Source organism: Verrucomicrobiia bacterium (assembly GCA_035577545.1).
Classification (GTDB): Bacteria; Verrucomicrobiota; Verrucomicrobiia; order Palsa-1439; family Palsa-1439; genus Palsa-1439.
On sequence record DATLVI010000027.1, the window covers coordinates 17,467 to 41,056 of the forward strand.

Sequence of the window (23,590 nt, forward strand, 5' to 3'; positions counted from 1 at the left end):
GTTAATCCTGTCCAGCGCCAACGAAGCCGACGCGGTAGATTCGCAGTTGCCCCTTTCCCTGTCCGCTGCGAATGAGGAAACTTATCGCCCTCAACCCTTGCGTGTCGAGGATCATGTTGCCGCCTTGATTACCCCAGTAGATTCGGCGTTCCGCATCGGTGAGGCGAAGACGCACGACCTGGCGGGCACCGGTGGCCGTGAATTGCGGTAGTTCGTACGACTCGCCATCGGCACCGCGCGCTCCTTCGTAGACCTGATGCCCCGGCGGCCCGTCGCCTGTTTCCTGGAGCAGCACCTGAATCTGCAGACCGGCGGGAGCTTCAAATTCGATTTCCAAAGTCTGCGCTCCCCGCAAATCAAGTTGTTCCAAAGGCAGGTCGCCATGCAACCCCCAACCGCTCGCCGTTTCGTAAGTGAGGACCCAGGCTTCCTCCGTTTGCTCCCACGAGCCCTTGTTCCCTTGTGCGTCATCCTGATGGACCACCAATTGATTGGACGACAACACACTCTCGTTCGGCTCCATTTGGACCGGCGCTGAGAGGTGCCCCGGAGAAACACGCGCGGTCAAGAATTCTCCCCAGGCCTCTTCATCGAACGACGCCGGCAAATTGTTGGTGCGAGTAGCCAGGATCGATGGGAGTTGCTTGTGTACTTCCGTCATGGCTTCGACCAGTTCCTTGTAGGGTTGATCGTGGATGTCGACGATCCCGTAGTTGGAGTCCTCACCGTCAATCCAGCGGCCGCCGGGCGGTTGGTCCAGGTACTGGAACCAATGCGTTCCCATGATGTACGGCTCATCGGCGACCTTGCTAACGAAGGCGCGGTAGCGTTCGGCGCGTTCCGCCTGCGTGTCCACCGTGACTTCGGCCCCTTCGGTATTTCGGTCACCCGAACTGTTTTGCATCGCCCGCCACGAAAACTCGGTGATCAACACGGGTTTCTTTGTCAGGGCGTGAGTATCGCGCAGATATCCCAGATCCACCTTGCCATTCTTCGAGTACATATTGATGCTCACAACATCAGTGTACTTCGCCAGCGCCTCCATGACCGCGCGTGGCGGCTTGACGGCAAAACGGCAGCCGAGGATCAGGTGGTTCGAGTCATGGCGCCGCACGCTCGCAACGCAAATTGAGAAATAGCGGTCCGCGACCCGTCCGGCCCACGCATATTTCAGGCGCTTGGCCGTGCGGTTCTTCGGCAACAAGACCGGTTGCTTCTCCAATTCCTCCCAGGTGCCGGCCGACGTGGTCCAATCGGCATTCAGCGCTGTGATATCCGCATACTGTTCATGAAGAAAGCGGAATAATTCCTGGCGGCCCGGCGCACTGAGAGGCAGGGCCAGATAGCGGTCGAACAAGGAATGGTTCGGGTCTTCCGGCCAGCCGTGCTCGCCATACCAGGGTAATTCATTGTTGAGGAAGTAGCCAATCAACCAGGGATCGTCTTTGTACGGCGCAACTTCTCGAGTGGCAACCTGCTCGACAGCCTGTGCGTATTCGGCGCTGAAGACGTCGATGAGCCGGTCTTCATTCCGCGAAGGGCCGCACAACCACACGACCCGAGCGTGGTAAATGGGCTGCTGGTACAGTTCCTCACTGCACCACGCGGCGGCGGTATTGAATCCCCACGACTCTAATCGCCTCGCGGTGGCGCGCGCCCACGCCTGGGTGTCGGATCCAAAACGGCTGAAACCATCGTAAGAGCCCAGGGCCTTCCGCTTCGCGAATTCCGGCCGGTCGGGCCAGGTCTCCTCGGGGATGACGACGCAGACGCCCAGCGAATAAAAAAGATCGGTGCCGCGCTGGAAGAAGTATCCGTTGCTCGTGTGCGCGACCCTGATGAAAGGACCCGCGGGTTGCGCCAGGGTCTGCCGGGAAATCAGCCCGGGTCCGGACCTTGTTTGTCCCAGGGTGTGGTTGCTCTCGCAGCCTGACAAAATCACCGCCGTTAGGGAAACGCTTGAAAGAAGGACCCAATCAAATAGCGACCTTTTACGTTTCTCAATGACGGTCATAAATGAATCCTAACAGACGGTTCGTTAAGAACTCAATTGCGGACTTACGCGCGCAACACGCCCGGCCCTCACTCCGCCGACACTTTTACGACCGAGGCATCGTCAACGAGAAAAACGCAGTTGGCAACCGGCTGGCCCTGGCCCTTCTCGACGATCACACAATGCGCTTTCGCGGCGTTCGGCGGGGCGGCGCCAACCACCTCGAATCTCGTCCACTCCGTCGCCGACAATGACGCTCCCCAAGCCGGGCTCCACAGCCGACCGGCTTCGGCGCCATTGGCGTCGTGCCATTCAATGGACAACTGGCCGATCACCGAGCCCTTGAGCGGATGCGCAGGATCATTCCTGACGTAAACGCTGAACTGATAGGTCTCACCGGGCGTCACGGGGACCGCTTGAAATATCCCTTGGTAGAAATTGGGAACTGCGTGTGACACAAATCGGGCGGCCTGGCCACCGGAGTGCGCCGGGCCGGCCGAGAGCGTCATCAATTCAGCCGTGCCGCCGGTGAATGCCTGCCAGCCTGCCTGCCGTATCGGCGCCCAACCCCCGGCCGGAAGAACCGGTGTTTCAAAGTTGGGATCCGAAAGGAGTTCCTCGGGGGCGGCTTTGGACAAAACTTTTACGCCGGACTGCCCGGTGAAGACGAAAAACCCTGTGAGCGCAGATATGGCCAACAGGCCGACTTTAACTGACCTCATCATGGGTTCCGAAATCTCAACCTAGTCATCACACTCAAAGCGAGACAACGCACGCTTCCGATTGTTGCCCCTTCGCTGTCGGAAACCCCTGGCTGAATCAGCCACCCAAGATTTATCCCCCGCCTACCCAGCTTGCGCTGGATAAGCGGGGGAAATCGTATTACGCCGACAACGAAACTACACGCGACGCTTCTTGGCGAACGCGACGAGACCCAGCAAACCCGTCAGCGCCATCGCAACGGTGCTCGGCTCAGGAACCAGATCCAGCGTCTGGTCATCGAAGTAGGTCGTTTGCGCCGTGGCATCGAGAACAAGATCAAACGCCTGGATGGAAGCCGTGCCTGCCGGAGCAGTCGCCGTCACGGACAAGGGGATCCAAACACCCGCTGTGGAGCTTGAGTCAACTTTGTTGCCGACCTTCGCATTTCCGGGCGATGTATCCGTCGTGCCGAGATTGCTTCCCGTGCCATTGGGGCCAGACCAGAATGTGATCTGCAAAGCGCCCCAAGTATTGGCGTTGACAGCCGGAACCGTTGGCTCAAGACCAAAGGCCGTCATCGTGTACTGCTGGCCGGCGCTCGCCGGAAACGTTTGGTAGGCGCCTGGAACCGAGTAACCGCCTCCGCCCGCCAACTTGTTTGCGTTTGTACCGGAATGCGCGAAGTCAGTTGAAAACACGCCGCCGTTAAAGAACGTCCAACCGCCAACACCGTTGCCACTACCGCTGATGACCGCCCCTTCAGAACCCGGATCTACGAGCAGATTCGCCTTGCTCGTTGTGGACATAGCCAGCGTGAATATCGCAACACACGCCAGCATACTAAGAACTCGCTTCTCCATAACCATTTCTCCCTTCGGTTTAGTAAACGAACTATACCTTTACTCGCTTGGTGCAAATGATTGCAGATTCATAGAAAGATGTCAACTTCATTCTGACACGCAATGGTCATAGTGGTGAGGAGCATCCCCGGTTTAATGTGTAATCCAATACCATGCAGGTTCGGCAGGCAACCTATCTCACTGGTTTTCCAGTGACAGATCCAGCAACTGCAATCGTTTGCACAAGCGGTATTTGAGGAAATTAATGTCCATTTTACTGGGGGACCAAGCGGCTTTACAATAGTAGCAGCACACCTCGCTCGCAATCAGGATGATCAAAAACATCGCTTTTTTGGAAGAAAAATCATTACGCTTTACACGATGTCTTGAGGGGCTTTTCCCAAAATAACATCACTACAGGGCTTACAACCGGCTTTTCCAGTCGTCTGGTTGTGGCCAACTGTGCGCTGTGGCGGCACAGGTCTTGTTGTGGGTCAATTGCCCGATTACGGCGTGTCTGGCGCGGTTCTGGTAAAAAGGCCCATTGCCTGGTCTGAAGCAATGCAGTCTGCATAGGAGATGGTGTTCACGCGGCAACGTTTTATCTGAACGGCAGTATGAACCCAGAAGATCTAATCGGACATTTCCGCGAGCTTCTAAACTTTTTGCCGGTGTCACTTACTCAGCCGCAGCGATGCTCGATGTCGGACCGGCCATCGGGCGGCGCAGGATCGCGATTAGATAAAACAGACCGACGAGAAGGATGAGGGCGCGGATGCCGGTGACGAATGACAGCGACTCCAGCAGACCTCCAACCAGCGCGCCAATGAGATTGGAGCCGAGCGCGCGGGATTTGTCTTCGCACTGGGCGAAGGAGCGGATGAAGATGAGACCGGCGAAGAACACGGGCGCGGTCAGAAACGCGCTGGCGGCGAGCAGTTTGGCCACTCCCGTCAACGCATTGAACCAGTCCAGCGGCACCGATGCCAGACCGGCAAGGGTGAGCGCGAGTGCGGCGATGATCACGGCTTGTGGAATGCGTGGCCAGCGCCACGCCACGAGGTTGGACAACAGGATCATCACGAGCACCGCGGAGATGACGATGGCGTTGACAATCCATGTCATCCCGAACAGCAACGTTGCGCGGCTGACGGTTTGGACTTCGAGCAGGAGAAACGCGGCTCCCAGCGCGAAGAAATGCCTGTCCGATCCGCTGACCACTCCGAGAGCGCGTCTCCCTGCCACCAGCACGGCCACCAAAATCGCGGTCGAAACGATCAGGTGCAGTTTCGGGATCCCCGGCTGCCTCAGGTACAAGTACGGCCAGTCGTCGGTCGGAGCACGGGTGTTGCCGGTGGGATGCCACTGCCAGGACGCGAGGTAGTCGCGAAGCGCGGGGCTTTCGACTGTCTGCGTGGTTACCGGTGGTTCGCCGATGACGAGGGTGGCCGTTGGAACTCGTTTGAGCTGGGCGGCGATGGCTGTGTCACAATAAGCGAACGGGTCGTGCCCAAACGTCTGCCGCAGCAGGTTGAACAAACGGTCCACCATCCACGTGCGCTGGACCGGGAAATTGACCACCATCAGGCCGTCCGGTGCCAAAAGCTTTCTGGCCTCGCGGAAACTTTCCAGCGTGTACACATAGTGGTCCAACCGCATGTTGTTATAGGAGGAGCTGAGCGTGTGGGCATCGAGCCATCCGTACCAAATTAAATCATACGGTCCGTTGGCGTGCTTGAAGAAAGCGCGCGCATCATCGACCGTCACCCGCACTCGGGGAGAGCTATACGGCTGTTCAGGATGGATTCGCTGGCCCACGGCGTAGATCTGTGGATCGATTTCCACGCAGTCGACTTGCACCGTACCGTGGCGCAGCGCTGCGGCTGCGTTATTGCCTGCACCGGCGCCGACAATCAGGACGCGGTGCGCATTCGGCTTGAAGCTGAAGGGGACACTATAGACATTGCGTTCGAAGGGCTCTTGTTCGAAGAGTCCCGGATGATTCGTGACGAAACGGTCAGAGAGATCGAGGAGAGTCTGGTGTACCGTTCCATTCGCCTGCAAAAGATAGCCCCATTGCACCGGATTCCATCCGGTCGTCCAGAACGGAGATACCACAAGCTTTTGATAGGGCGACCAGATGATCAGATCAGAGGACAAATCGCCCCACCACACGACCCCGGCGCTCACAATCACCAAAACTACCGGCAACAATGTGCGCGCCTGTCCGGCGAGAAGGACGGCTGCCAGCAGCCCTGCCGCCACCAGTATCCAGACGGTTGGCGTTGTGCAGGCCCAGCTCAAGCTGTTAAAGAGCCAAACTCCGGCGAGGCTACCTGCGACATTCACCGAATAGGCCCGGATGATGCGCGGGGCGCGTTGCATCGCCCGGCCCAGTATCTGTCCCAGTGGCGCAAAGGTGAGGGTCAACACGACAATAAGGATTCCAATGAAAAAGATGCCCGTCGCGTAGTCCGCGCTCCCTTGTACATCCTGCCAGACAGTCGAGTCCTCAAAGTCGCTGAGTAGAAACGATATTTTGGAAAAGCTCAGCGCTTCACTGCGCAACGGATTGGCCACCAGTGTGGCGAGGAACAATAGACTGGCGGCCATGACCACCGGCTTCACGGGTTTCGCCGCCCGATAACACCCCCAACCGATGCCAAAGAAACACATGATCAGGGTGAGATTGCCCAGATACGCAAAGATGCGGATCTCCGTGCCGATCCAGCGAATCAGCGCGAGTTCCAAGAAGAGAATCAGCGCGCTGATGAAGAAAACTTCCGCGTCGGATCGAAGAAGCGAATCGACCGTGGCATTATTTCGGGATTGTACCAATTTCTTTTTCACTGGGGGGTAGCCTCGTTGTTGCGATGCACGAATGTCATTGTTATTCCCTCCCGAGCGGATTGACCAGCTTTCCGTTGGATAACAAGGCGCCTTGAAACAGTCGGAAGTGCAGCCGCAATGGTGGCACTTCACGGGCCGCGAAATAGTTTGCAAGCTGGCTTCTTGGAAGGAAAAAACAGGGCGCAGTCGTCGGTAGATTCATCCGGTCGTGAACGAGAGCGATTTTTGTTTCTTACTCAACTCTTATTCAACACGACTGCGCCCTGCAATCGTCACTCGGCTCAAATGGAAAACGATCCGTTACTGATCGAAATAGAGGTTGCGGCGCAAGAGTTGGCCGCCGAGCATCGACTCTACATGCCCGTCCACGAAAAGAAAGTTCGCGCCGTTGTTGCTGTAGTGGCGCCACCGAATCAGGCCCTGGACACCATCAACGTTTAACCCGGTAGGCTCGAATTTATCGGGTGCTAGACCGGGGTAAGCGATGGTAGAGTCAACGAGTTGATCCGAACAGGCTTGGGCATCGTATGTGCCGGAAAAGTTAATGGATTGTTGTGTGCCATCAAAAACCATAACCACTTCACTGGGGCGATTGCATTGGGACAGCTTGTAGTACGGGATTTTAATACCACCAGACATGGTGCATGGATTCGGCTCACACCAAAACATCGCCCGATGGGCAGTGTAGGTTAGTGATACTGTCGTGCCTGCCGGTGGCGTTAGCACAGCCGACGGGCAGAGAAACACTGCGCTCTTGTTATCAGCGCCGGCATAGGTCGTCTGGCTTTTCGCCAGGTACGGTCCAATGAGCAGATGCCAATCCGAAATCCCGGGGGCAACGTACCCGGGCGGAAGGCAGCTATCGTTGTCATCGGCATACAAGACAACGGCAACGCCAATTTGTTTCAGGTTGGATACACAGAGCGCAGTCTTGGCCTTGGCGCGGGCCTTGTTCAATGCGGGCAATAGCATCGCCGCGAGAATCCCGATGATCGCGATGACCACCAACAATTCAATCAAGGTGAACGCCGCCGCAACTCCATTCCTGCCATGCGATCTCACGATTCTTCTCCTTTGCTGCTCCGAATTTTTGATCTGGTCCATCATTTCCTTCCGACACCGGATCCCGCCGGGCCATACCCGACCGCCATCCATCAAACAATTATCACCCGATTCCGTGGATTACTGGGTGGTGACCCGATAGAACCTGTTCGGGTCCTTGACCACATCGAATGTCGAATTTGTTAGCCCGTCTCCCGGGATGACCGGGCCGAAACTCTTCCACGCGTGACTCACAAGGTTTGTTGTCAAATCAACATCGTCGAACCGCACCGCACCGCCCGGACTGAACCCGACCACGATTTCCAAAACCTGGATGAATGCCGCGTTTGGCGGCGCGGTAGCGCGGGCGTGGAGGAACAGCCACGAATCCCGGGGACTGCTGAAGGTAACATGCGCTGATTCGATACCGGCGTTGCCACCCGTTACGATCCCGCCGATCGCATTGGTGTCTGGATTCACCGGTTGCAGGAGGGTACCGCTGGCGTTCTGCCAGATGAACTTCAGCAAGCCGAACGTGTTATTGCCACTGGGTATGGGGAAATCCGTCGATGAGACATACGCATACCCAGTGAAGTCCCAAACCTGTCCGGGCGACACGGCGATGGGGTTCGTGCTGCCCATCTGGCCTTGGAATACCACGGGAACGGCCGTGGTGCTATCGAACAGCCGCAACGCGCCGAGACCGCTGTGAGTGGGATTCGGGGACGACGAGACCTGCTTCTGACCGCCATTTGCTGTAGTCCATGCGGGGACCGTGTTATTATTGGCCGCGTTGCTCACGGCATTCGCATCAAAGCTGGCATTCAACAGGAAGTTCGGTGTGTTTTGCGGAGGCAAATTTCCCTCCACCAGGTTGGTGTGGGTCTGGATCTGGTAGTGGACGCTGTTGGTCAGCGGCTGCGTCGGCCAGGAAACCTGAACGGCTGCCGAAACTGTCACTGAATTCGTGCTGTTCACACCTGTAGGCTGATACAGATTCATGTCGTCCCACCAGACTGAGCCGCCTTGGCCGGCTTGTCCCACATGGGCCACCTGGGCACGCACCGTGGCAGTGCCGGCAGGGGCGACTCCGTCCACTTCAATGAACTGCCAGGTGTCGATTGGAAACGGTACATCCTGGCCAAGATGCGGTGTCGAAGATACCTGGAGGACGTTGCCGGTTCCGCCGGTGCTATCCAGGAAAACGAGTGACGCGACGCCATACGCATCCGCACCTGATAATAGATCGTTTTGCCAGTTCAGCGCATAGCCCGTCAACCGCCACGATTGACCGGCGCTGGCGGAAAAACTTTGATAAGCGCCTGATGCGTCAAGGGTGGGTCCGAATGGCCCGAATGTCTTGAGCGAATACGCACCGCTATGGGCCGTAATGCCGAAATTGGAGTCATTGGTTCCCGTGCGGAAGCCGTCATTGAACACGACCCAGCTATCGGGAATGTTGGTGGTTCCTGTTTCGAAACCCGGGTTCGACAGCAAATTTGCGTGGGCTGCAAACGCAGTCAACACAAGTACACTGAACACGACACCCAGGCGGCAAATGATCGTACTGGCGCGCTTCTCCATACCTATTGATCTCCCTTCTGCTTGCATCATCATCTCGTCCCGAATTCTCTTATTGTGATTGTATTACACGATAGAACTTGTGCTTGAAACCGAACACGCAATTCGTATTGCCGTCGCCTGGTAGCAGCGTTCCGATGCTCGTCCACGACACGTTGTCATCACTGAACTGGGGTTGATAGGACGCGTTGACCACCGTGGGCCAGCAAGCCTGATTCCCCCCTACAATAGCGGCATCGACCAGGTTCGTCACAATCGGCGGCGGCGGAAGGGCCGTGCCGGTATTCGTAATCGACATGTCGTCCCAAAACATCGAACCCAAGGCTCCGCTCATCCCGACATGCAGCGCCCACGCCCCGACCGAAACCGTTCCCGGCGGCGCAGTTCCCGTCACCGAGCAGCTTATCCAAGCGTTCTGGACGGTGCCCGTATCGAGATGCGGGCCATCGATTGCCGCGCCAATGAGGGCATTCGTGACATCGTAAAAGGCAATCTGAATTAGTCCAAACCCTACCACGCCTATACCAAAGTCCTGCATTGGATCGCCCGACCAGTTGAACCCGTACCCGCTCACCACCCAGATCGTATTGTTACTGACCGCCGGCACCGCGTTACTGGAGAGAAGCTGGCTGGCCCCGGAGCCGACGCAGCAGACGTTGGGGAATGGGCCGAAGGTACGCAGAGAGGCTCCGCCCGAACGGGCAGTGTTCGTGGATCCTGATTGGTTGACGCCCATGAAGTCATAGCCGGTCGATGCATCCTCGTAAGTGCCCTGCTGTGGACTATTGGTTGACGTCCGAGCGGCAAATGCACCCCCGTTCGGCGTCCAACCAGCGGCGAAAGTGTTCGAGATGATGGGGAAAGCACCGTCCCCTGCATCTGGGAACGTGTAATTTGTCCCCGTCGTTTCAAAACCTGGGTTGGTGAGTTGTTGTGCGTGGGCTGCTAGTGCAGCGAAAGAAAATGCGATGATTATCACACAGCAGCGGCAAACGTTTGCCATAATGCGCTTCTCCATACGTTCCATTCCTTCCCGTTTGGTTCCTGTGATTCTTACCTATCCCGTGTATGCAAATGATTGCACAGCGCTGGAAAAGTGTCAACATCAATCGCAAATTTCCTCTTTTTGATATCATGCTATGGTCTCTCCTGCATCATATCCTGCAGGGGTTCATAGTGTGTCCGTGTATCTGCAAATCATCTACTGCAAACTGAAAGTTATGCTTGCAATCGTTTGTTGCATCAGTAATACTAACTGCCATCGGAGCCCAATGAAAGAGCTTGGAACCATGAGACTCAAGGACATCGCGGAGAAACTTAACGTTTCTATTTCCACCGTGTCGCGGGCGCTCGGCAAAGACACCAGCGACAAAGTTGCACCCGACTTGCGGGCCAAGATTCGTGAGACGGCTCGCCAGGTCAACTATGTGCCGCATCCGGCCGCCCAGTTGATGCGCAAACCAAAAGTCCATTTGATAACAGCGCTGCTGCCGTTTGAAACAGGTGCTTTCGTCAGCGAGTTTTACGGTGCCGTTCTATCGGGCGTGGTGGCGGCGTCCCGCGAGTGGGAGACCGAGACCCGCGTGGCCCTTGTCGACCCGAACGATGTCGATATCCTCGAAGAAATGCGCCGGGTAGCGATCGGTGCCGGGGCGATTTTTTACATGGCAAAACCACTGTCCGTCCGCCAGCTCGTCAAACTGGAAGATCTGGCGCGGCCAATCGTTGTCATGGGAGGCAGTCTCCCGGCGCATGTCGATCTATCGGAGGTCCATGTCAGCACCGTCGGCGTCAACAATTTGCTGGCCTCCCACGACGTAACCGTCCGCCTTCTGGAACTGGGCCATCGTCGCCTGGCCTTGATCAACGGTCCGACAAGCGTTCGCGATGCCTGGGAGCGGGAACAGGGATTCGTCAAGGCATTGAAAGAGTACAACGTGCCTCTCGATCCCCGCGCCGTTGTTCATGTAACCTTTACGACCGAGGGTGGGGTCCAGGGCTGGGAACAACTGAAATCGTGTTCCGAGCGTCCTTCAGCCGTTATCTGCGGGGACGATGAGATCGCGTTCGGCGTTTTGGATGCGCTGGCGAAGGAGAAGATTGATTGCCCCCAGGAAGTGTCCGTAGTGGGATTTGATGATTCACGCTGGGCGCCGCGAGTTACGCCGGCCCTGACGACGGTGCGTCAACCCACTGCGGAAATGGGACGCGCAGCGGTCGAATTATTGGCCACGCATTTGCGGAACCCATCCAATGGGGCTGGTATCGAACACCGTGTTTTCCCGGTGGAAGTCGTGAACCGCCAATCAGTCGCGCCACCGCCGTAGCGTAACCATCTCACAAGCCGCAGCGCTGGGCAACGTGGCACGGATGGGTGATTGATATGGCTCTACGTAGTGCCTTCCGAGTTCGGTTGGCTTGGGCCTGTTTTGCGGGCACCATTGTTACGCCTGCTGGCATGACCACTGTGCTCGCCGCGTCCAGCATCGTCTTCACCTCGGTGCCCCCGTACGGATCCTTCAACAACCTCCAGGGAATCGTCCACGGCGTCAATCCGGCGAATTATCGCGTGGCCGTCTTTATCAATGTCAATGGCGCGGGCTGGTTTACCAAGCCCACCTGTGGTGCGCCGTTGACCACCATCCAGCCGGATGGAACGTGGACAGCCGATATCACCACCGGTGGCAGCGATCAGGACGCGACGCAGATCGCCGCGTACGTGGTGCCGGCCAACTTCAATCAACCTTGTGTTACCAACGTCTTTTGCATTCCAGATGCGGTCACGCAGCCGGCGATCGCCAATACTCTCGTCACGCGCCTCGACCCGGCCACGCGCGGCTTTCACTGGTCCGGTTTCGATTGGCGGGTCAAGGCCAGCACCTCCCCGGTCGGACCCGGCCCGAATTATTTCTCCGACAGCACCAACAATGTTTCCATCGACGCGCAGGTCCGATTGCACCTGCGCATCACCCATGTCGCCGGTCTCTGGCAATGCGCTGAAATTGTCCTGCAACGGACCCTGGGTTATGGCACGTACGCTTATCACATTGCTTCGCCGGTGGATGCGCTCGACCCCCATCTTGTGCTCGGCCTTTTTACGTGGAGTGATCAGCCGGCCTACACGAACCGCGAGATGGACTTCGAAGGTGGCCGCTGGAGTTACCCCGGCGATTATCAGGACGCGCAGTTTGTCCGACAACCGTATTACCTGCCCGGCCAGCTCGTGCGCTATCGCATTCCGCCGTTCGCGACCAATTCCATCCCCTCCATGAACTGGCAAACCAATGCGATCAACTTCCTCTGCACCACAGGAATGACGGCAGTTGTCGCAGTCCCGCCCAACGCGTTGCTCAACCCGGGCTTCGAGCTGGGGACCGGGTCGACCGCCAGCAACTGGACGCAATTCGGCTCCGTCTTCCGCACTTCCACCAATGATATCGGCTCCCCGCTTATTGCCCTGGCCGGCGCGTATTCCCTGAAAATGTTCGGCCCGTTCAACGCTACTCCGGGCTCCTCGGGCGCATTCCAAAACCTCAGCGCAAGCCCCGGCCAGACCTGGCGAACCACGGGGTTCGCGTTCAATTGGTCCGGCGACCCGATGACGCAGACTGGCGGATACGGGGTCGCTCAATTGATCTTCCTCGATGCCGGCAATAACCAACTGCAGGTGAACGAATCGCAACATTTCGATCCCACGACCCAACAGGATGCATGGCAGTATTTCCAGGTGACCTCCACCGCGCCTGCCGGGACAACGGCCGTCCGCGTCCAGTTGTTGCACGTCGGCCAGGCGGGCATCAGCGGGTCCGTCTGGTGGGACAGCGTTTCGGCGGCAGTCACGCCTGACACCCGCAGCATCGCGCAGTGGACTTTCACGCGCGATGTGCCCCCCAGTTGCGACGAGAATGTCGACTGGAATTTGTGGCTCATCAATGGGTGGACGAACTCCCCGGCAAACGGACAGGAAGCCGAGATCATTATGGACCGTTTCGAGTTCATCCCCAACGACACCGATCGCGACGGAATGCCCGATGCGTGGGAACTCGCCCACGGGCTCAACCCGAACGATCCCTCGGACGCCGCGAGGGACGACGACGGCGATGGCTTCTCGAATCTTCAGGAGTATCTGGCCGGCACCGACCCGGCCGATCCTGCCAGCGCTCCCAAAATCGTCGCCCTCAGCGTTACGGGAACGAACACCCTCATAACTTTCTCGACAGCCTTGGACAAATCCTACGCGATCGACACCGCAAGCAGCCTGTCTCCGCCCAATTGGACCACCCTGACCCAGAACGTGGCCGGCACCGGCAACAACCTGCAAATCCCCATCGCCACCAACGCCCCGGCCCTCTTCTACCGCGTGCGGTTGCTGCCTTGATTGTGTAAAGGGAATGTAAAAATCAAAGCAGTCTACCCGAATTGTTTCGACTTACAGCATTGCTTCACTACTCTTCTCTCTGGAGACTGAAGACGTAATGAAAACGAAGTTATTCCTATTGCCGCTTTCTGTCCTCACGCTGCTCACTTTCTCTGCCATTTCCACGCGTTCGCAAACCGTCATCACCTTCGACGATATCCCCTTAAACAACGGTACTGGAGTATTTCTTGCGAACAACTACCACGGGTTGGTGTGGACCAATTGCGCAGTCGGCAATGGCATTCTGAGTCCCAGCAATGCTCCCTTTCATATCACGAACGGTTATTATTACGGAGTCGTGTCAGCCTCTAACGTAGCCATTCTAGGCTACAATGGTTCCTCAGAGATCGATTCACCCAGCACGAATTTTAATTTTCTGAGTGCGTACTTCACCGGCGGTTGGAACAGCAACCTGAATATCAAAGTCCAGGGATTTAATGGCGCCAACTTGCTGTACGATACAACGGTCGTACCCGGTGCGACCAACCCAAGTTTGTTCACCTTTAACTATTCGGATATCAACCGCCTTTACTTTATTTCCTCTGGCGGCCTGTCGGCCTTTGGTGGCATTGTAGACGCCGGTTTTGCCATGGACAATTTCACGTTCGAGTTGGTGCCGGAACCTTCCTCGCTTCTGCTGGCCGCCGCCGGCGCGCTGCTGCTCTGCCCCCTCCTCAAACGCAAGCGGGTGTAGTTCGTCTTCGTCGGAGCGGCAGACCTCTTGCGTGCGCAAAATTCCACTCAAATGATATATTATAATCGCGACGGTTGCGTCGAAATCGGTTCGTGCGGAATTTTACTTCGCGCAGATTCTTGGATAGATTGAAACCCTATGCCAGTCGAGTTCAAGGACTACTACGAGATTCTGGGTGTGCCGCGCACGGCAACCCAAGAGGAGATTCGCCGCGCTTTCCGCAAGCTCGCCCTGAAGTACCATCCCGACGTCGCCAAGGACAAGACGAACGCCGAGGAGCGGTTCAAGGAACTCAACGAAGCCAACGAAGTCCTAAGCGATCCCGAAAAGCGCAAGAAGTACGACGCGTTGGGCGCGAATTGGAAGCAAGGTGAAGAATTCCGTCCGCCGCCGAACTGGCAGGAGCAGTTCGGTGGACGGACTCCGGGCGCGGGTGCGGAAGGCGGTTTCGAATTTCATTTCGATGGGACCGGTTTCAGCGACTTCTTTGAGAACTTCTTCGGCATGCACGGTGGAGGAGTTGGGTCTGCGCATCGCGGCGGCTTCGACGACGAGGCGTTCTCCCAACGCGGACGCGATGTCGAAGCCGACCTCATGGTGACGATGGAGGAAGCCCTGCGTGGTTCAACCCGCTCCGTTTCCCTTCGGCGGCTCGTCCCGTGCGACCAGTGTGGCGGAACCGGCCAGGTCAACAAAAAGATTTGTCCCAAATGTAAAGGCAGGGGCCAGACCGAGCGCACGGAAACCTATCAGGTGAAAATCCCCGCCGGCGTTTACGAAGGTCAACTCCTCCGATTGGGCGGACAGGGCGAGCGAGCGGGTGATGGACAGTCCGGGGACCTGTTTCTGCGTCTCCGCTTCGCGAAACACCCTCGCTACCGGGTCGAGGATGGCGATCTGTTTTATGATCTGAATATCGCGCCCTGGGACGCCGTCCTGGGCACAACCGTCCCCGTGCCGCTGCTCGATGGTCAGGCGAATCTGAAGGTCCCCGCTGGCGCGCGAAACAACCAGCGCTTCCGACTCCGTGGAAAAGGCATCCCGCAACGAGGTGGCGGACGTGGCGACCTGTTCGTCGTCCTGCACATCCAGGTGCCCGAACACGTTGGCGAACGCGAACGCACCTTGTGGGAACAACTCCGTCGCGAATCGACTGCTGATCGGAAAGGATAACCTCATGAATGGATCCACCACGACCCAGCTCACTATCGTCCGACTCCACGTCCACTACCCTTCCCGTGACACGGTTTACGACCTGGACACGCTGGCTCGCCTGGCCGACGTGCATCCCGCTCTTGTTTCCCAGTATGTCCGGCGCGGGTTGCTCGACCCTCTGGACGATCGGGATGAACGCGAATGGCGGTTTGACGATGGCTCCCTGCGCCTCCTCCGCCGAATCCAGCGACTCCGCAGCGAACTCGGCGTCAATATCAACGGCGTCGCCGTCATCCTGGAATTGCTGCAACAGATTGAAGACCTCCGCTAGGAAACGGCCCGGCTTCGCGAAGAATTAAGTTGACTCCCTCGTCTCCCGAGGTTTAACAATCTGGCGTTCGGGCGAGGTCTTGAGTCAGATGGCTGTTTTTTCCACAAAAACTATCGCCATAACTGAAAACCAGTATTCAGTAATACGAAAGGGACAAGGTTATGAAATCCAGACTCAATAACATGTTCACAACGTCACAGTTCATTCCCGCGGGTGTCCGATCCCTCGTAGTTCCCTTGGCTTTAAGCTTATGTGCCCTCCTGCTCCTGGCCCCTCAAACCTCAGCGGCCACCTTTTCGTTCTCCACTGGTAATCCCGATGGTCTAATGGCCACCGCGACGCGACCCGGACCCACGAACGGCCTGGACCAGGAAACGGAATCCGCCGATGATTTCATCCTGACAAATGAAGTCCAGATCACTTCCGCTTCGTTCACGGGACTCGTGCCACTCGGGGTGGACGTCAGTAATGATGTTTCCAAGGTGGTCGTCGAGATCTATCGCGTGTTCCCGCAAGATTCGGATATCAATCGAACAAGCAATGTCCCCACGCGGGCCAACTCTCCCTCCGACGTCGCCTTCGCAAGCAAGGATTCAACGTCGGCCGAATTGACCTTCACCGTGACGTTGCTCAATCCCAGCTTCGTCGCTTCCAACAGCGTCGATATTGGCATCTTCCCGCTCACGAACCAGACAACCATGGGGGAAGGCCCGGTCACCGGCCAAGAAATCCGGGTCGATGTCACGCTCACGTCGCCCTTTGACCTGCCCACCAACCATTATTTCTTCGTGCCGCAGGTCTTGCTGACCAATGCCGCCGATCATTTCCTGTGGCTTTCTGCCCCCAAACCGATCGTCTCGCCGGGAACCCCGTTCGTGGGCGATCTTCAGGAGTGGATCAGGAATGCCCAACTGGATCCCGACTGGCTCCGCGTAGCCACCGATATAGTGGGCGCGCCCCCGGCGTTTAACGCCACGTTTGCGCTCACCGGCGACATCCCGGTTCACGACCTCGCCGTCATCAGCGTCCATCCGATCAAGAACATCAATCTCAAGGCCGGCAAGCCGGCCCTGACCAAGCGAGTCAAGGTCCAGATCCAGAATCTCAGCCCGCACAGCGAGACGTTCACGAACTTGGCGCAGTTGGCCGACCTTGTCAGCGTCACGTTGTCCAACATCCCGAACAGCGGTTGCACGCCGCCGACGGCGGATTTGATCCAGGGTTCTCCCAACAAACCCAAGACGATCAAGCCGAACGGCAAACTCAACGTCTTCTTCAACGTCACCTACGACCCGGCGGGCTGCGTGCCGGCTCCCGCCAAGGGGGCCGAGGATTTCGCTTACACGGCGCACGTCAATCACGGCGCAATCGACGGCAACCCGGACACCAATCCGTCGAACGACACTCTCACTTCCGATGTGGAGACCGATGTGGTCCTGAAAGAATGACCGATTGCGGTTTGCCGCGTAAGTACCATCAACCCGATTGCGGAGCGTGCTTGATCGGAAGGCGCACTTTGAAACGGGTGTCTCCGGGCACGGATTCGAATTCGATTTCACCGCCGTGCCGGTTGGCCACGATGCGACTGCTGATTACCAGGCCCAGACCCGTGCCTGACCCGACGCCCTTGGTGGTATAGAACGGCTCGAAGATGTGCGACTGCACTTCGGGCGGAATGCCACTGCCATTGTCAGCAATCTCCACCACCACCTGGTCAACATCCAAGAACGTGGCGACACAGATTTTCCCCGTTCCTTTGACCGCGTCAACGGCGTTGTCGAGGAGATTGGTCCACACCTGGTTCAACTCGCCGCCGTGCGCCATGATGCGTGGAATCGCGCGATCGAACTTGCGGGTGACGGTGATGTTCTTGAGTTTGTGGCCGAGCATCGTCAACGTGTTCTCGATGCCCTCGTGCACGTCAATCTCCTGCATGGGCGATTGGTCCATGTAGGAATAGGATTTCACAGCCTTGACCAACTCGGCGATGCGCGCCGTGCTCCCGTCGATTTCGTTCAGCAACGAATTCAGCGACAGGCTCGCTTCCAACCAACCGAAGGCGTACGGCAAGGCTTCGGCGGGAAGCTTCTCAGCGAGGGCCGCCAGTTCTTTCGCGTCCAGACCGGCGCCCACAAATGCGGGTGAAAACTTCCACCCATCGGCCACGCCATGTTGCTCCAGCCAGGTGGCAACTTCTTCTTCTCGGTCGCTGCGGGTCACCGAATCCAGCGGTGTGGATTTCGCCAGTCGGGCGATGGCGTCCTGCGAAGCATCGACGAGCGGCTGCCAATGTTCGGGCTTCAAGGATTCATGCAGTTCGCACGCGAACGACTGCAGATTGTCCACAACCTCCCGCAGATTCGCTGACGACCGGCGCGCCGCTGTCGCCGGGTTGTTCAGCTCGTGGGCAAGACCCGCGGCCATCGTGCCGAGGGACGCCAGCTTCTCGCGTTGCATGGAATAACCTTCCACGTTCTTCACCCGCGTCGCCATCGTGCGGAAGATCTGGCTCGCGACCGACGGGCACACGCTCAACATCCGCCAGAAATCGTTCTTGCCCAGCCGAAACAACCGGCTGGGCTTCAGGGTACGCACGGTCGCGAGATTGGGACTGTCCAGCAGCAGCGATATTTCGCCAAGGAACATTCCGGGCTTGGTCACGCCCATCAGGATCGCCTGGTTGTCATAGTTCCGGCTGACCCGCAATTCGCCTTCCAACAGCACGTAGAAAGAATTGAGCGGCTCGCCCTCGGTCGCCAACACCTTGCCGACTTCGAATTCGATAATCTCCCCCGGTTCGAAGCAGCTTGTTTGTTCCGCCGATAGGTCGGAGAAGAGCGGGATCGCCTGCAATTCTTTAAGGGTCAATGGGTCCATAATTACACCGTGCTGAGATACTGGTGGATGAGCTTGACGGCCATGGCGCCTTCGCCCACACCGGAGGTGACGCCCTTGGTGGAAGCATGGCGCACGTCACCGGCCACGAAAATCCCCGGCACACTGGTTTCAAGGATAAACGGATCGCGGTCCGGCACCCAGCCGCTCGGCCGCTTTCGTTCCTTCAAGAAATGCCCCCCCGAATAGATATACCCCTGCGCGTCCCGCTCGACCATACCGCCCAACCAATCGGTGTACGGAACCGCGCCCACATAGAACAAAAGAGCGCTCGCGGGGACGGTTTCCTGCGCGCACGTCTTGTTATTCATGAGTGTAATCGTTTCACAGCGCCCCGTGCCCTTAACCTCCATGACGCTCGTGTTCAGTTTCACGACGATGTTCTTCGTCGCGCCAATCTGGTCTTCCAGGTACTGCGACATGTTCGCCGAGAGAGAATCGCCGCGCACCAACATTGTGACGCTTCGCGCATATTTCGAAAAATACATCGCCGCCTGCCCCGCCGAATTCGCCCCGCCGACAATGTACACATCCTCATTCTTGTAGGACAACGCCTCGGTCATCGGCGCGTAGTAGTAAACCCCCGCACCATTCAACTCCTCCACGCCCGGCACGTCCACTTTGCGAAAGGCAATGCCCGTCGCAATCAACAGCGCGCGACAGCCGATCTCCGTGCCGTTGCCCAGCGTGACAAACCGTGACGGCCCATCCACCCGGACTCCGGTCACTTCTTGCGGCGAGAGAATCTCCACGCCGAACCGCCGGGCCTGGCTGACCGCGCGTCGGGCCAGGTCGAACCCACTGAGCCCGGTCGGGAAACCGAGGTAGTTTTCGATTCGGGAACTCCGTCCCGCCTGTCCACCGGGCGCTTCCCGTTCAATAAGTATCGTTCTCAATCCGTCCGCGGCTCCATACACCGCTGCCGCCAGGCCGGCCGGGCCGCCTCCGACAATGACCAAATCATAAAATGGCAACTCCGCTTTGGTCTTCAACCCCAGCTTCTCGGCAACCACCGCCGACGTCGGGTCAGAGAGATGTGTGCCGTCTGAAAAGACAACCAGTGGCAGTTGTTTGCCATCGGCGCCACTACTCTCCATCAATTGCCGGGCCGTCTCGTCCGTCTCCGCGTCCAACAACTGATACGGGATCGAGTTCCTCGCGAGAAAATCCCGGATCTGGTTGAAATGGGGCGACCAGCGGTGGCCGACTATACGAATTCCTTCAAACGGCGGACGGAATCCTGCCTGCCAATCGTCCAGCAGATCGTCCACAACCCCGTAAAGCCGCTCCTCAGGCGGATCCCACGGCTTCATCAGGTAATGATCGATCTTCACCGAGTTGATGGCGCGAATCGCCGCGTCGGTGTCCGCGTAAGCGGTGAGCAGAGCGCGCTTGGCTTCGGGATAAAATTCCAGCGCCGCCTCCAGGAACTCCACACCCGACATGCGCGGCATCCGCTGGTCAACCAGGAACAGGGCGACCGGATCGTTGCGCAACTTCAACTGCTTCACCGACTCCAGCGCCCCCGCGCCGGAGTCAGCGGCCATGACGCGGTACCGATTTCCATACTGCCGCCGCAAATCCCGCTCCACGGCCCGCAGCACGTCCGGGTCGTCATCGACTGTCCATATCACTGGCTTCGCCATAATCAGGAACGCCGCTTCCCTTTCGATGCCTTGCCGAGCAGGATCGCTTCTTCGATACTTGCCTTCAATGTTTCGAAATCGTCGTCGCCATCATTGCGCACGCTGTTGATGAAGATCGTCGGCGTGCCGCCCACCCCGCTGTCAGTCCCGCTCTGAATATCCTGCTGCACCCGGCTGGCATAAACGCGCTCGGCAACCTCGCGGTCGAATTTCACCTTGTCCAGGCCGAGCGCGACGGCAGCCCGCACCAGATTCTCGGCGTCGAGCGCCCCCGGATGCTCGAACAAATAATCGTGCATCTCCCAGAATTTACCCTGGGCGCCCGCGGCTTCGGCGGCCTCCGCCGCGCGCTGGGCGTAGGCGTGGATCCTGGCCTGTGGAAAATTGCGGAAGACAAATCGTAACCGATCGCCAAAATGCTTTTGAAGCTGCTTGATGATCGGGTGGACATTGCCGCAGAATGGGCACTGGTAGTCAGCATACTCCACCAGCGTCACGGCGGCAGACGATGGACCTTGAATATGATCGCGCTTCCCGACGGGAACAGTGAGCGTTGCGTTCGCTGAAATATTCATGGTCCGGGTGTCCTCTCGTTAACGCCTGGCTCTATCATTACCTTGGAGTGCGATGCGCGCAATTCAGAATTTGTTTCGCCGTCCTCCGTCCCGCGGCGTAGCGGTCCACCGGCAACTCAACCTGATTGCAACCGCAACCTATCTCGAATGATCAGTTGACCCCGGCTATCCGGGCCCCCTACTTCGCGTCTCTGTCCATCTGCCAGAGGCCGAACGCGTTGTTCTCCGTGTCCTGACAGATCGCGAAGTACCCCATCTGCGGCACCGCTGTCTTGGGCATACAGATTTTGCCGCCGAGTTTCTGGACTTTCGCCGCGAACTCGTCCACCGACGGCACGCCAATGTAGTTGGTGATCCCCTGTTGCGGCTCCTTGCGCTTCATGATTCCACCATCGGGCGTGTCATCGCTGCCGCCCGTGTCCAGATGCCAGTACTCCATGTCTCCCGGCATCTTCTCGATTTTCCAGCCGAACAACGACCCGTAAAACTTCTTCGCGCGCTCGACATTGTCCGCTCCGATTTCAAACCATACAATGTTCGCCATGATACCGCCTCCCCTTCCGTGATCCGTTCTAGTTCCTGTTCCGTTCCCCCTATACGACGGATGACCGGAAACGCCTGCGACAATATGCACTGACTTCTCGCCCGCGCAAGTCAGGAGGCGCGGCCCACAAAAACATCAAGACACCGGTCAGAGATGGGTAATACGTCGGCGAGAAAGGGGAAGCGGTGCGTAGCGGCGGTGGACGGATTAGGGCGCCCGGTGTCGTACGTCATGGCCCATGCGGTCGAGAGAAGCTTCCATTTCCGGCTTGGCGATCCTCTCGTAGCACTCAGGGCAAACTCCGTGACTGAAATCGGTACCGGTTTCTTGATGAATATACGTCTCAAACTTCTCCCAGTAATCATCATCGCTGCGGATCTTTTTGCAATGAACGCAAATTGGCAGCAGCGTTTTCAATTCTCGCACTTGCGTCGCAAACTGGATAACCCGTTTCGCCACACGCAAGCGAATCATCAATTCTTCGCGGTCGACGGGTTTGGTCAGGAAGTCGTCCACCCCGGATGCCATGGCCTCGCGATAATCCTCGTTCTCTCGTCGGACGGTGAGCATGATGAAGTAGGTGTAGTTGCCGTCGTCGCGTCCACGAATACGGTGGCACAATTCCAATCCGTCCATTTGCGGCATCATCCAATCACTCACGATAATTTGAAACGGTTTGGATTGAAAAATCGACCACGCCTCGGCTCCATCACACGCCTCCGAGACGGTATACAAGAGCCGGGACAGATCCCGGCTCAAGATTCGCCGCGATACCGGATCGTCTTCAACGACAAGTACGTCGGTAAATGCCATCTTGAATTGAAGGATAAAGCATTTTGTGTGCGCAAATGTCGCGCCGGTATGTGTTATTGCCGCCTCTTGCACCGACAGGATAGTCAGAACGGAACCAGAATCTTTCGCGAGTCGTGAATCGTTTCCCACTGACCATGATCACAAGTGCGGGGGAGGAATAAAGCTGACTGATAGGCCTGGTAGGATTTCGTACTAGGCAAGACTAGGAATCTCATCGAATTGTGCAGGAGCCAGCGATGGACTAGGTTGAGTTCGAAAGGGGTGCAATATGAATCGACGACTCGGCCCATGTCTGGTCGGCATTGCCGTGGGTATTGCAGGGCTCGGTACTGGTTGCGGAAAACATGAAACCCCGCCGCCACCTCCTCCACAGGCAGCCCAGGCCCCTGGCCAACCTCCTGCTCAGTATCCGCCCCCCAGCCCGGTTCCGGCCCCTTATGCCTACTACTACTACCCTGATGTGGAGGTCTATTACTATCCTGTGTCCGATGTCTACTGGTGGTTCGATGGCGTCGTCTGGGTTTCCGGCCCGCAGCCGCCACCGAGGTTTGTTCTACGGGACAGTATGCGTGTGACAGTGAACCTGAACTCTCCGGAGCCATGGAGGCAGCATACGTTCGTGGTCCGGGAGCATCCGCGAAGGTAGGGGCCGGTTATCGAGAGGTATGGAAATCCGTTGTGGAACGACGCCGATCAACTGGCCGCGGCATCCCTTGATTACTACTTGATACAAGATCTCGGGAATCTAATTCCGACGGACTTGTCGCAGCCAGTTTGTGAGAACACGGAATGACCGTCGGAAGCGCCGCGGGAACCGATGCCGGCGGAATCCGCGAGAAGAACGGATGTGGTATGGGCGATCCTCCTGCGGTGTTTGATGACCACGGGATGGCTAACACACAATTCCCGCGCAATCTCACAAACGCCGAAGCCTTCCATCAGTAGGAACAGAATCTGCCGCTCCGTGTCTGTCAGTTGCGGGACCAGCAGGTCAACGATGTCCCGTGCGATCAGTTCGCTGAGCAGATCATTCGGATCACAAGCATCCGGACAGACATTGAGATCGCTGTTGCCGTCGTTGTCGCCGCGATCCATCAACACAAGGTTATTACCGCGCTTGATCGAATCAATGCTGCGACCGCGGTCGAGGTAACTGCGGGCACGAAAGTGACAACCCTGGAGATACCAACTAACTGTCTGCCCGGGCCGGTTCGCCTCAACCTGAACAAGGTGGATGCACATTTCCTGCATCAGGTCCTTCTGCAGATCGAGGTCACCTGTCAATCTGGCCGCAATCCCGTGCAGTTGTTTGACGATTCGATGACCCAAAGGGGTTTCCGAATCCATCATCGAAGAAGTTTGAAACACTTCCGCAGCCGGCAAGGGCCGGGACGCCTCATAACCGCACTCATCCGGAAACCCGTTTGCTATTAGGCTCTTCACGGCCCCATCCTTATGGAACAACTCTTGTTAGTTCGTTTCTGCATCCTGCGATCTCACCTGACACATGTTAT

At 57.6% G+C, this 23,590-nt stretch carries 19 protein-coding genes; 6 read left to right on the forward strand and 13 right to left on the reverse strand.

Translation table 11 applies throughout. The annotated features are described in order from the left end of the window. Position 1: 1 nt before the first annotated feature. The 7 genes from VNL17_09330 to VNL17_09360 all read right to left on the reverse strand — a co-directional run bounded on the left by VNL17_09330 (position 2) and on the right by VNL17_09360 (position 10,024). A complete protein-coding gene (locus VNL17_09330) occupies positions 2–2,014 on the reverse strand; it encodes a hypothetical protein (GenBank protein ID HXI84274.1) in 2,013 nt (670 codons plus the stop codon). A 68-nt stretch (positions 2,015–2,082) separates the two neighbouring features. Further along, a complete protein-coding gene (locus VNL17_09335; protein HXI84275.1) occupies positions 2,083–2,718 on the reverse strand; it encodes a hypothetical protein in 636 nt (211 codons plus the stop codon). A 174-nt stretch (positions 2,719–2,892) separates the two neighbouring features. Further along, complete coding sequence (locus VNL17_09340) at positions 2,893–3,555, reverse strand: PEP-CTERM sorting domain-containing protein (protein HXI84276.1); 663 nt, start codon at positions 3,553–3,555, stop codon at positions 2,893–2,895. A gap of 657 nt (positions 3,556–4,212) precedes the next feature. Beyond that, entirely contained in the window at positions 4,213–6,384 is a 2,172-nt protein-coding gene (locus VNL17_09345; protein ID HXI84277.1) for a hypothetical protein, read from the reverse strand. Positions 6,385–6,684: 300 nt separating this feature from the next. Continuing rightward, positions 6,685–7,446: a DUF1559 domain-containing protein gene (locus VNL17_09350; protein ID HXI84278.1), complete on the reverse strand. Its 762-nt coding sequence runs from the start codon at positions 7,444–7,446 to the stop codon at positions 6,685–6,687. 120 nt (positions 7,447–7,566) lie between these two features. Then, positions 7,567–9,009 carry a hypothetical protein gene (locus tag VNL17_09355; protein HXI84279.1) on the reverse strand — a complete coding sequence of 481 codons (1,443 nt, stop codon included), beginning with the start codon at positions 9,007–9,009 and terminating at the stop codon, positions 7,567–7,569. Between the two features lie 49 nt (positions 9,010–9,058). After that, entirely contained in the window at positions 9,059–10,024 is a 966-nt protein-coding gene (locus tag VNL17_09360; GenBank protein HXI84280.1) for a hypothetical protein, read from the reverse strand. 271 nt (positions 10,025–10,295) lie between these two features. On the opposite strand from VNL17_09360, the gene VNL17_09365 reads away from it, so the two are divergent. The 6 genes from VNL17_09365 (at position 10,296) to VNL17_09390 (ending at position 17,051) form a co-directional block, all read left to right on the forward strand. Next, entirely contained in the window at positions 10,296–11,333 is a 1,038-nt protein-coding gene (locus VNL17_09365; protein HXI84281.1) for a LacI family DNA-binding transcriptional regulator, read from the forward strand. 131 nt (positions 11,334–11,464) lie between these two features. Beyond that, positions 11,465–13,384: an Amuc_1099 family pilus-like system protein gene (locus VNL17_09370; GenBank protein HXI84282.1), complete on the forward strand. Its 1,920-nt coding sequence runs from the start codon at positions 11,465–11,467 to the stop codon at positions 13,382–13,384. A gap of 97 nt (positions 13,385–13,481) precedes the next feature. Then, the gene (locus VNL17_09375) at positions 13,482–14,117 is read left to right on the forward strand and encodes a hypothetical protein (protein HXI84283.1); all 636 of its coding nucleotides are present in this window, start codon (positions 13,482–13,484) and stop codon (positions 14,115–14,117) included. Between the two features lie 138 nt (positions 14,118–14,255). Further along, positions 14,256–15,290, forward strand: a complete 1,035-nt coding sequence (locus tag VNL17_09380) for a J domain-containing protein (protein HXI84284.1) — start codon at positions 14,256–14,258, stop codon at positions 15,288–15,290. A 4-nt stretch (positions 15,291–15,294) separates the two neighbouring features. Next, on the forward strand, positions 15,295–15,603 hold the full coding sequence (locus VNL17_09385) for a chaperone modulator CbpM (protein ID HXI84285.1): 309 nt from the start codon (positions 15,295–15,297) through the stop codon (positions 15,601–15,603). A gap of 161 nt (positions 15,604–15,764) precedes the next feature. Further along, a complete protein-coding gene (locus VNL17_09390) occupies positions 15,765–17,051 on the forward strand; it encodes a hypothetical protein (GenBank protein ID HXI84286.1) in 1,287 nt (428 codons plus the stop codon). Between the two features lie 28 nt (positions 17,052–17,079). On the opposite strand, the gene VNL17_09395 is transcribed toward VNL17_09390, so the two are convergent. From VNL17_09395 to VNL17_09420, 6 genes are all read right to left on the reverse strand, one after another. Beyond that, positions 17,080–18,480: an ATP-binding protein gene (locus VNL17_09395; protein ID HXI84287.1), complete on the reverse strand. Its 1,401-nt coding sequence runs from the start codon at positions 18,478–18,480 to the stop codon at positions 17,080–17,082. Between the two features lie 2 nt (positions 18,481–18,482). Then, the gene (locus VNL17_09400; GenBank protein ID HXI84288.1) at positions 18,483–20,144 is read right to left on the reverse strand and encodes an FAD-dependent oxidoreductase; all 1,662 of its coding nucleotides are present in this window, start codon (positions 20,142–20,144) and stop codon (positions 18,483–18,485) included. A gap of 2 nt (positions 20,145–20,146) precedes the next feature. Continuing rightward, positions 20,147–20,719 (reverse strand): DsbA family protein, encoded by a 573-nt coding sequence (locus tag VNL17_09405; protein ID HXI84289.1) that lies wholly within the window; start codon positions 20,717–20,719, stop codon positions 20,147–20,149. Between the two features lie 178 nt (positions 20,720–20,897). Next, positions 20,898–21,263 (reverse strand): VOC family protein, encoded by a 366-nt coding sequence (locus VNL17_09410; protein ID HXI84290.1) that lies wholly within the window; start codon positions 21,261–21,263, stop codon positions 20,898–20,900. 207 nt (positions 21,264–21,470) lie between these two features. Then, positions 21,471–22,076, reverse strand: a complete 606-nt coding sequence (locus VNL17_09415; GenBank protein HXI84291.1) for a response regulator — start codon at positions 22,074–22,076, stop codon at positions 21,471–21,473. 720 nt (positions 22,077–22,796) lie between these two features. Then, positions 22,797–23,519 (reverse strand): hypothetical protein, encoded by a 723-nt coding sequence (locus tag VNL17_09420; GenBank protein ID HXI84292.1) that lies wholly within the window; start codon positions 23,517–23,519, stop codon positions 22,797–22,799. Positions 23,520–23,590 lie beyond the last annotated feature (71 nt).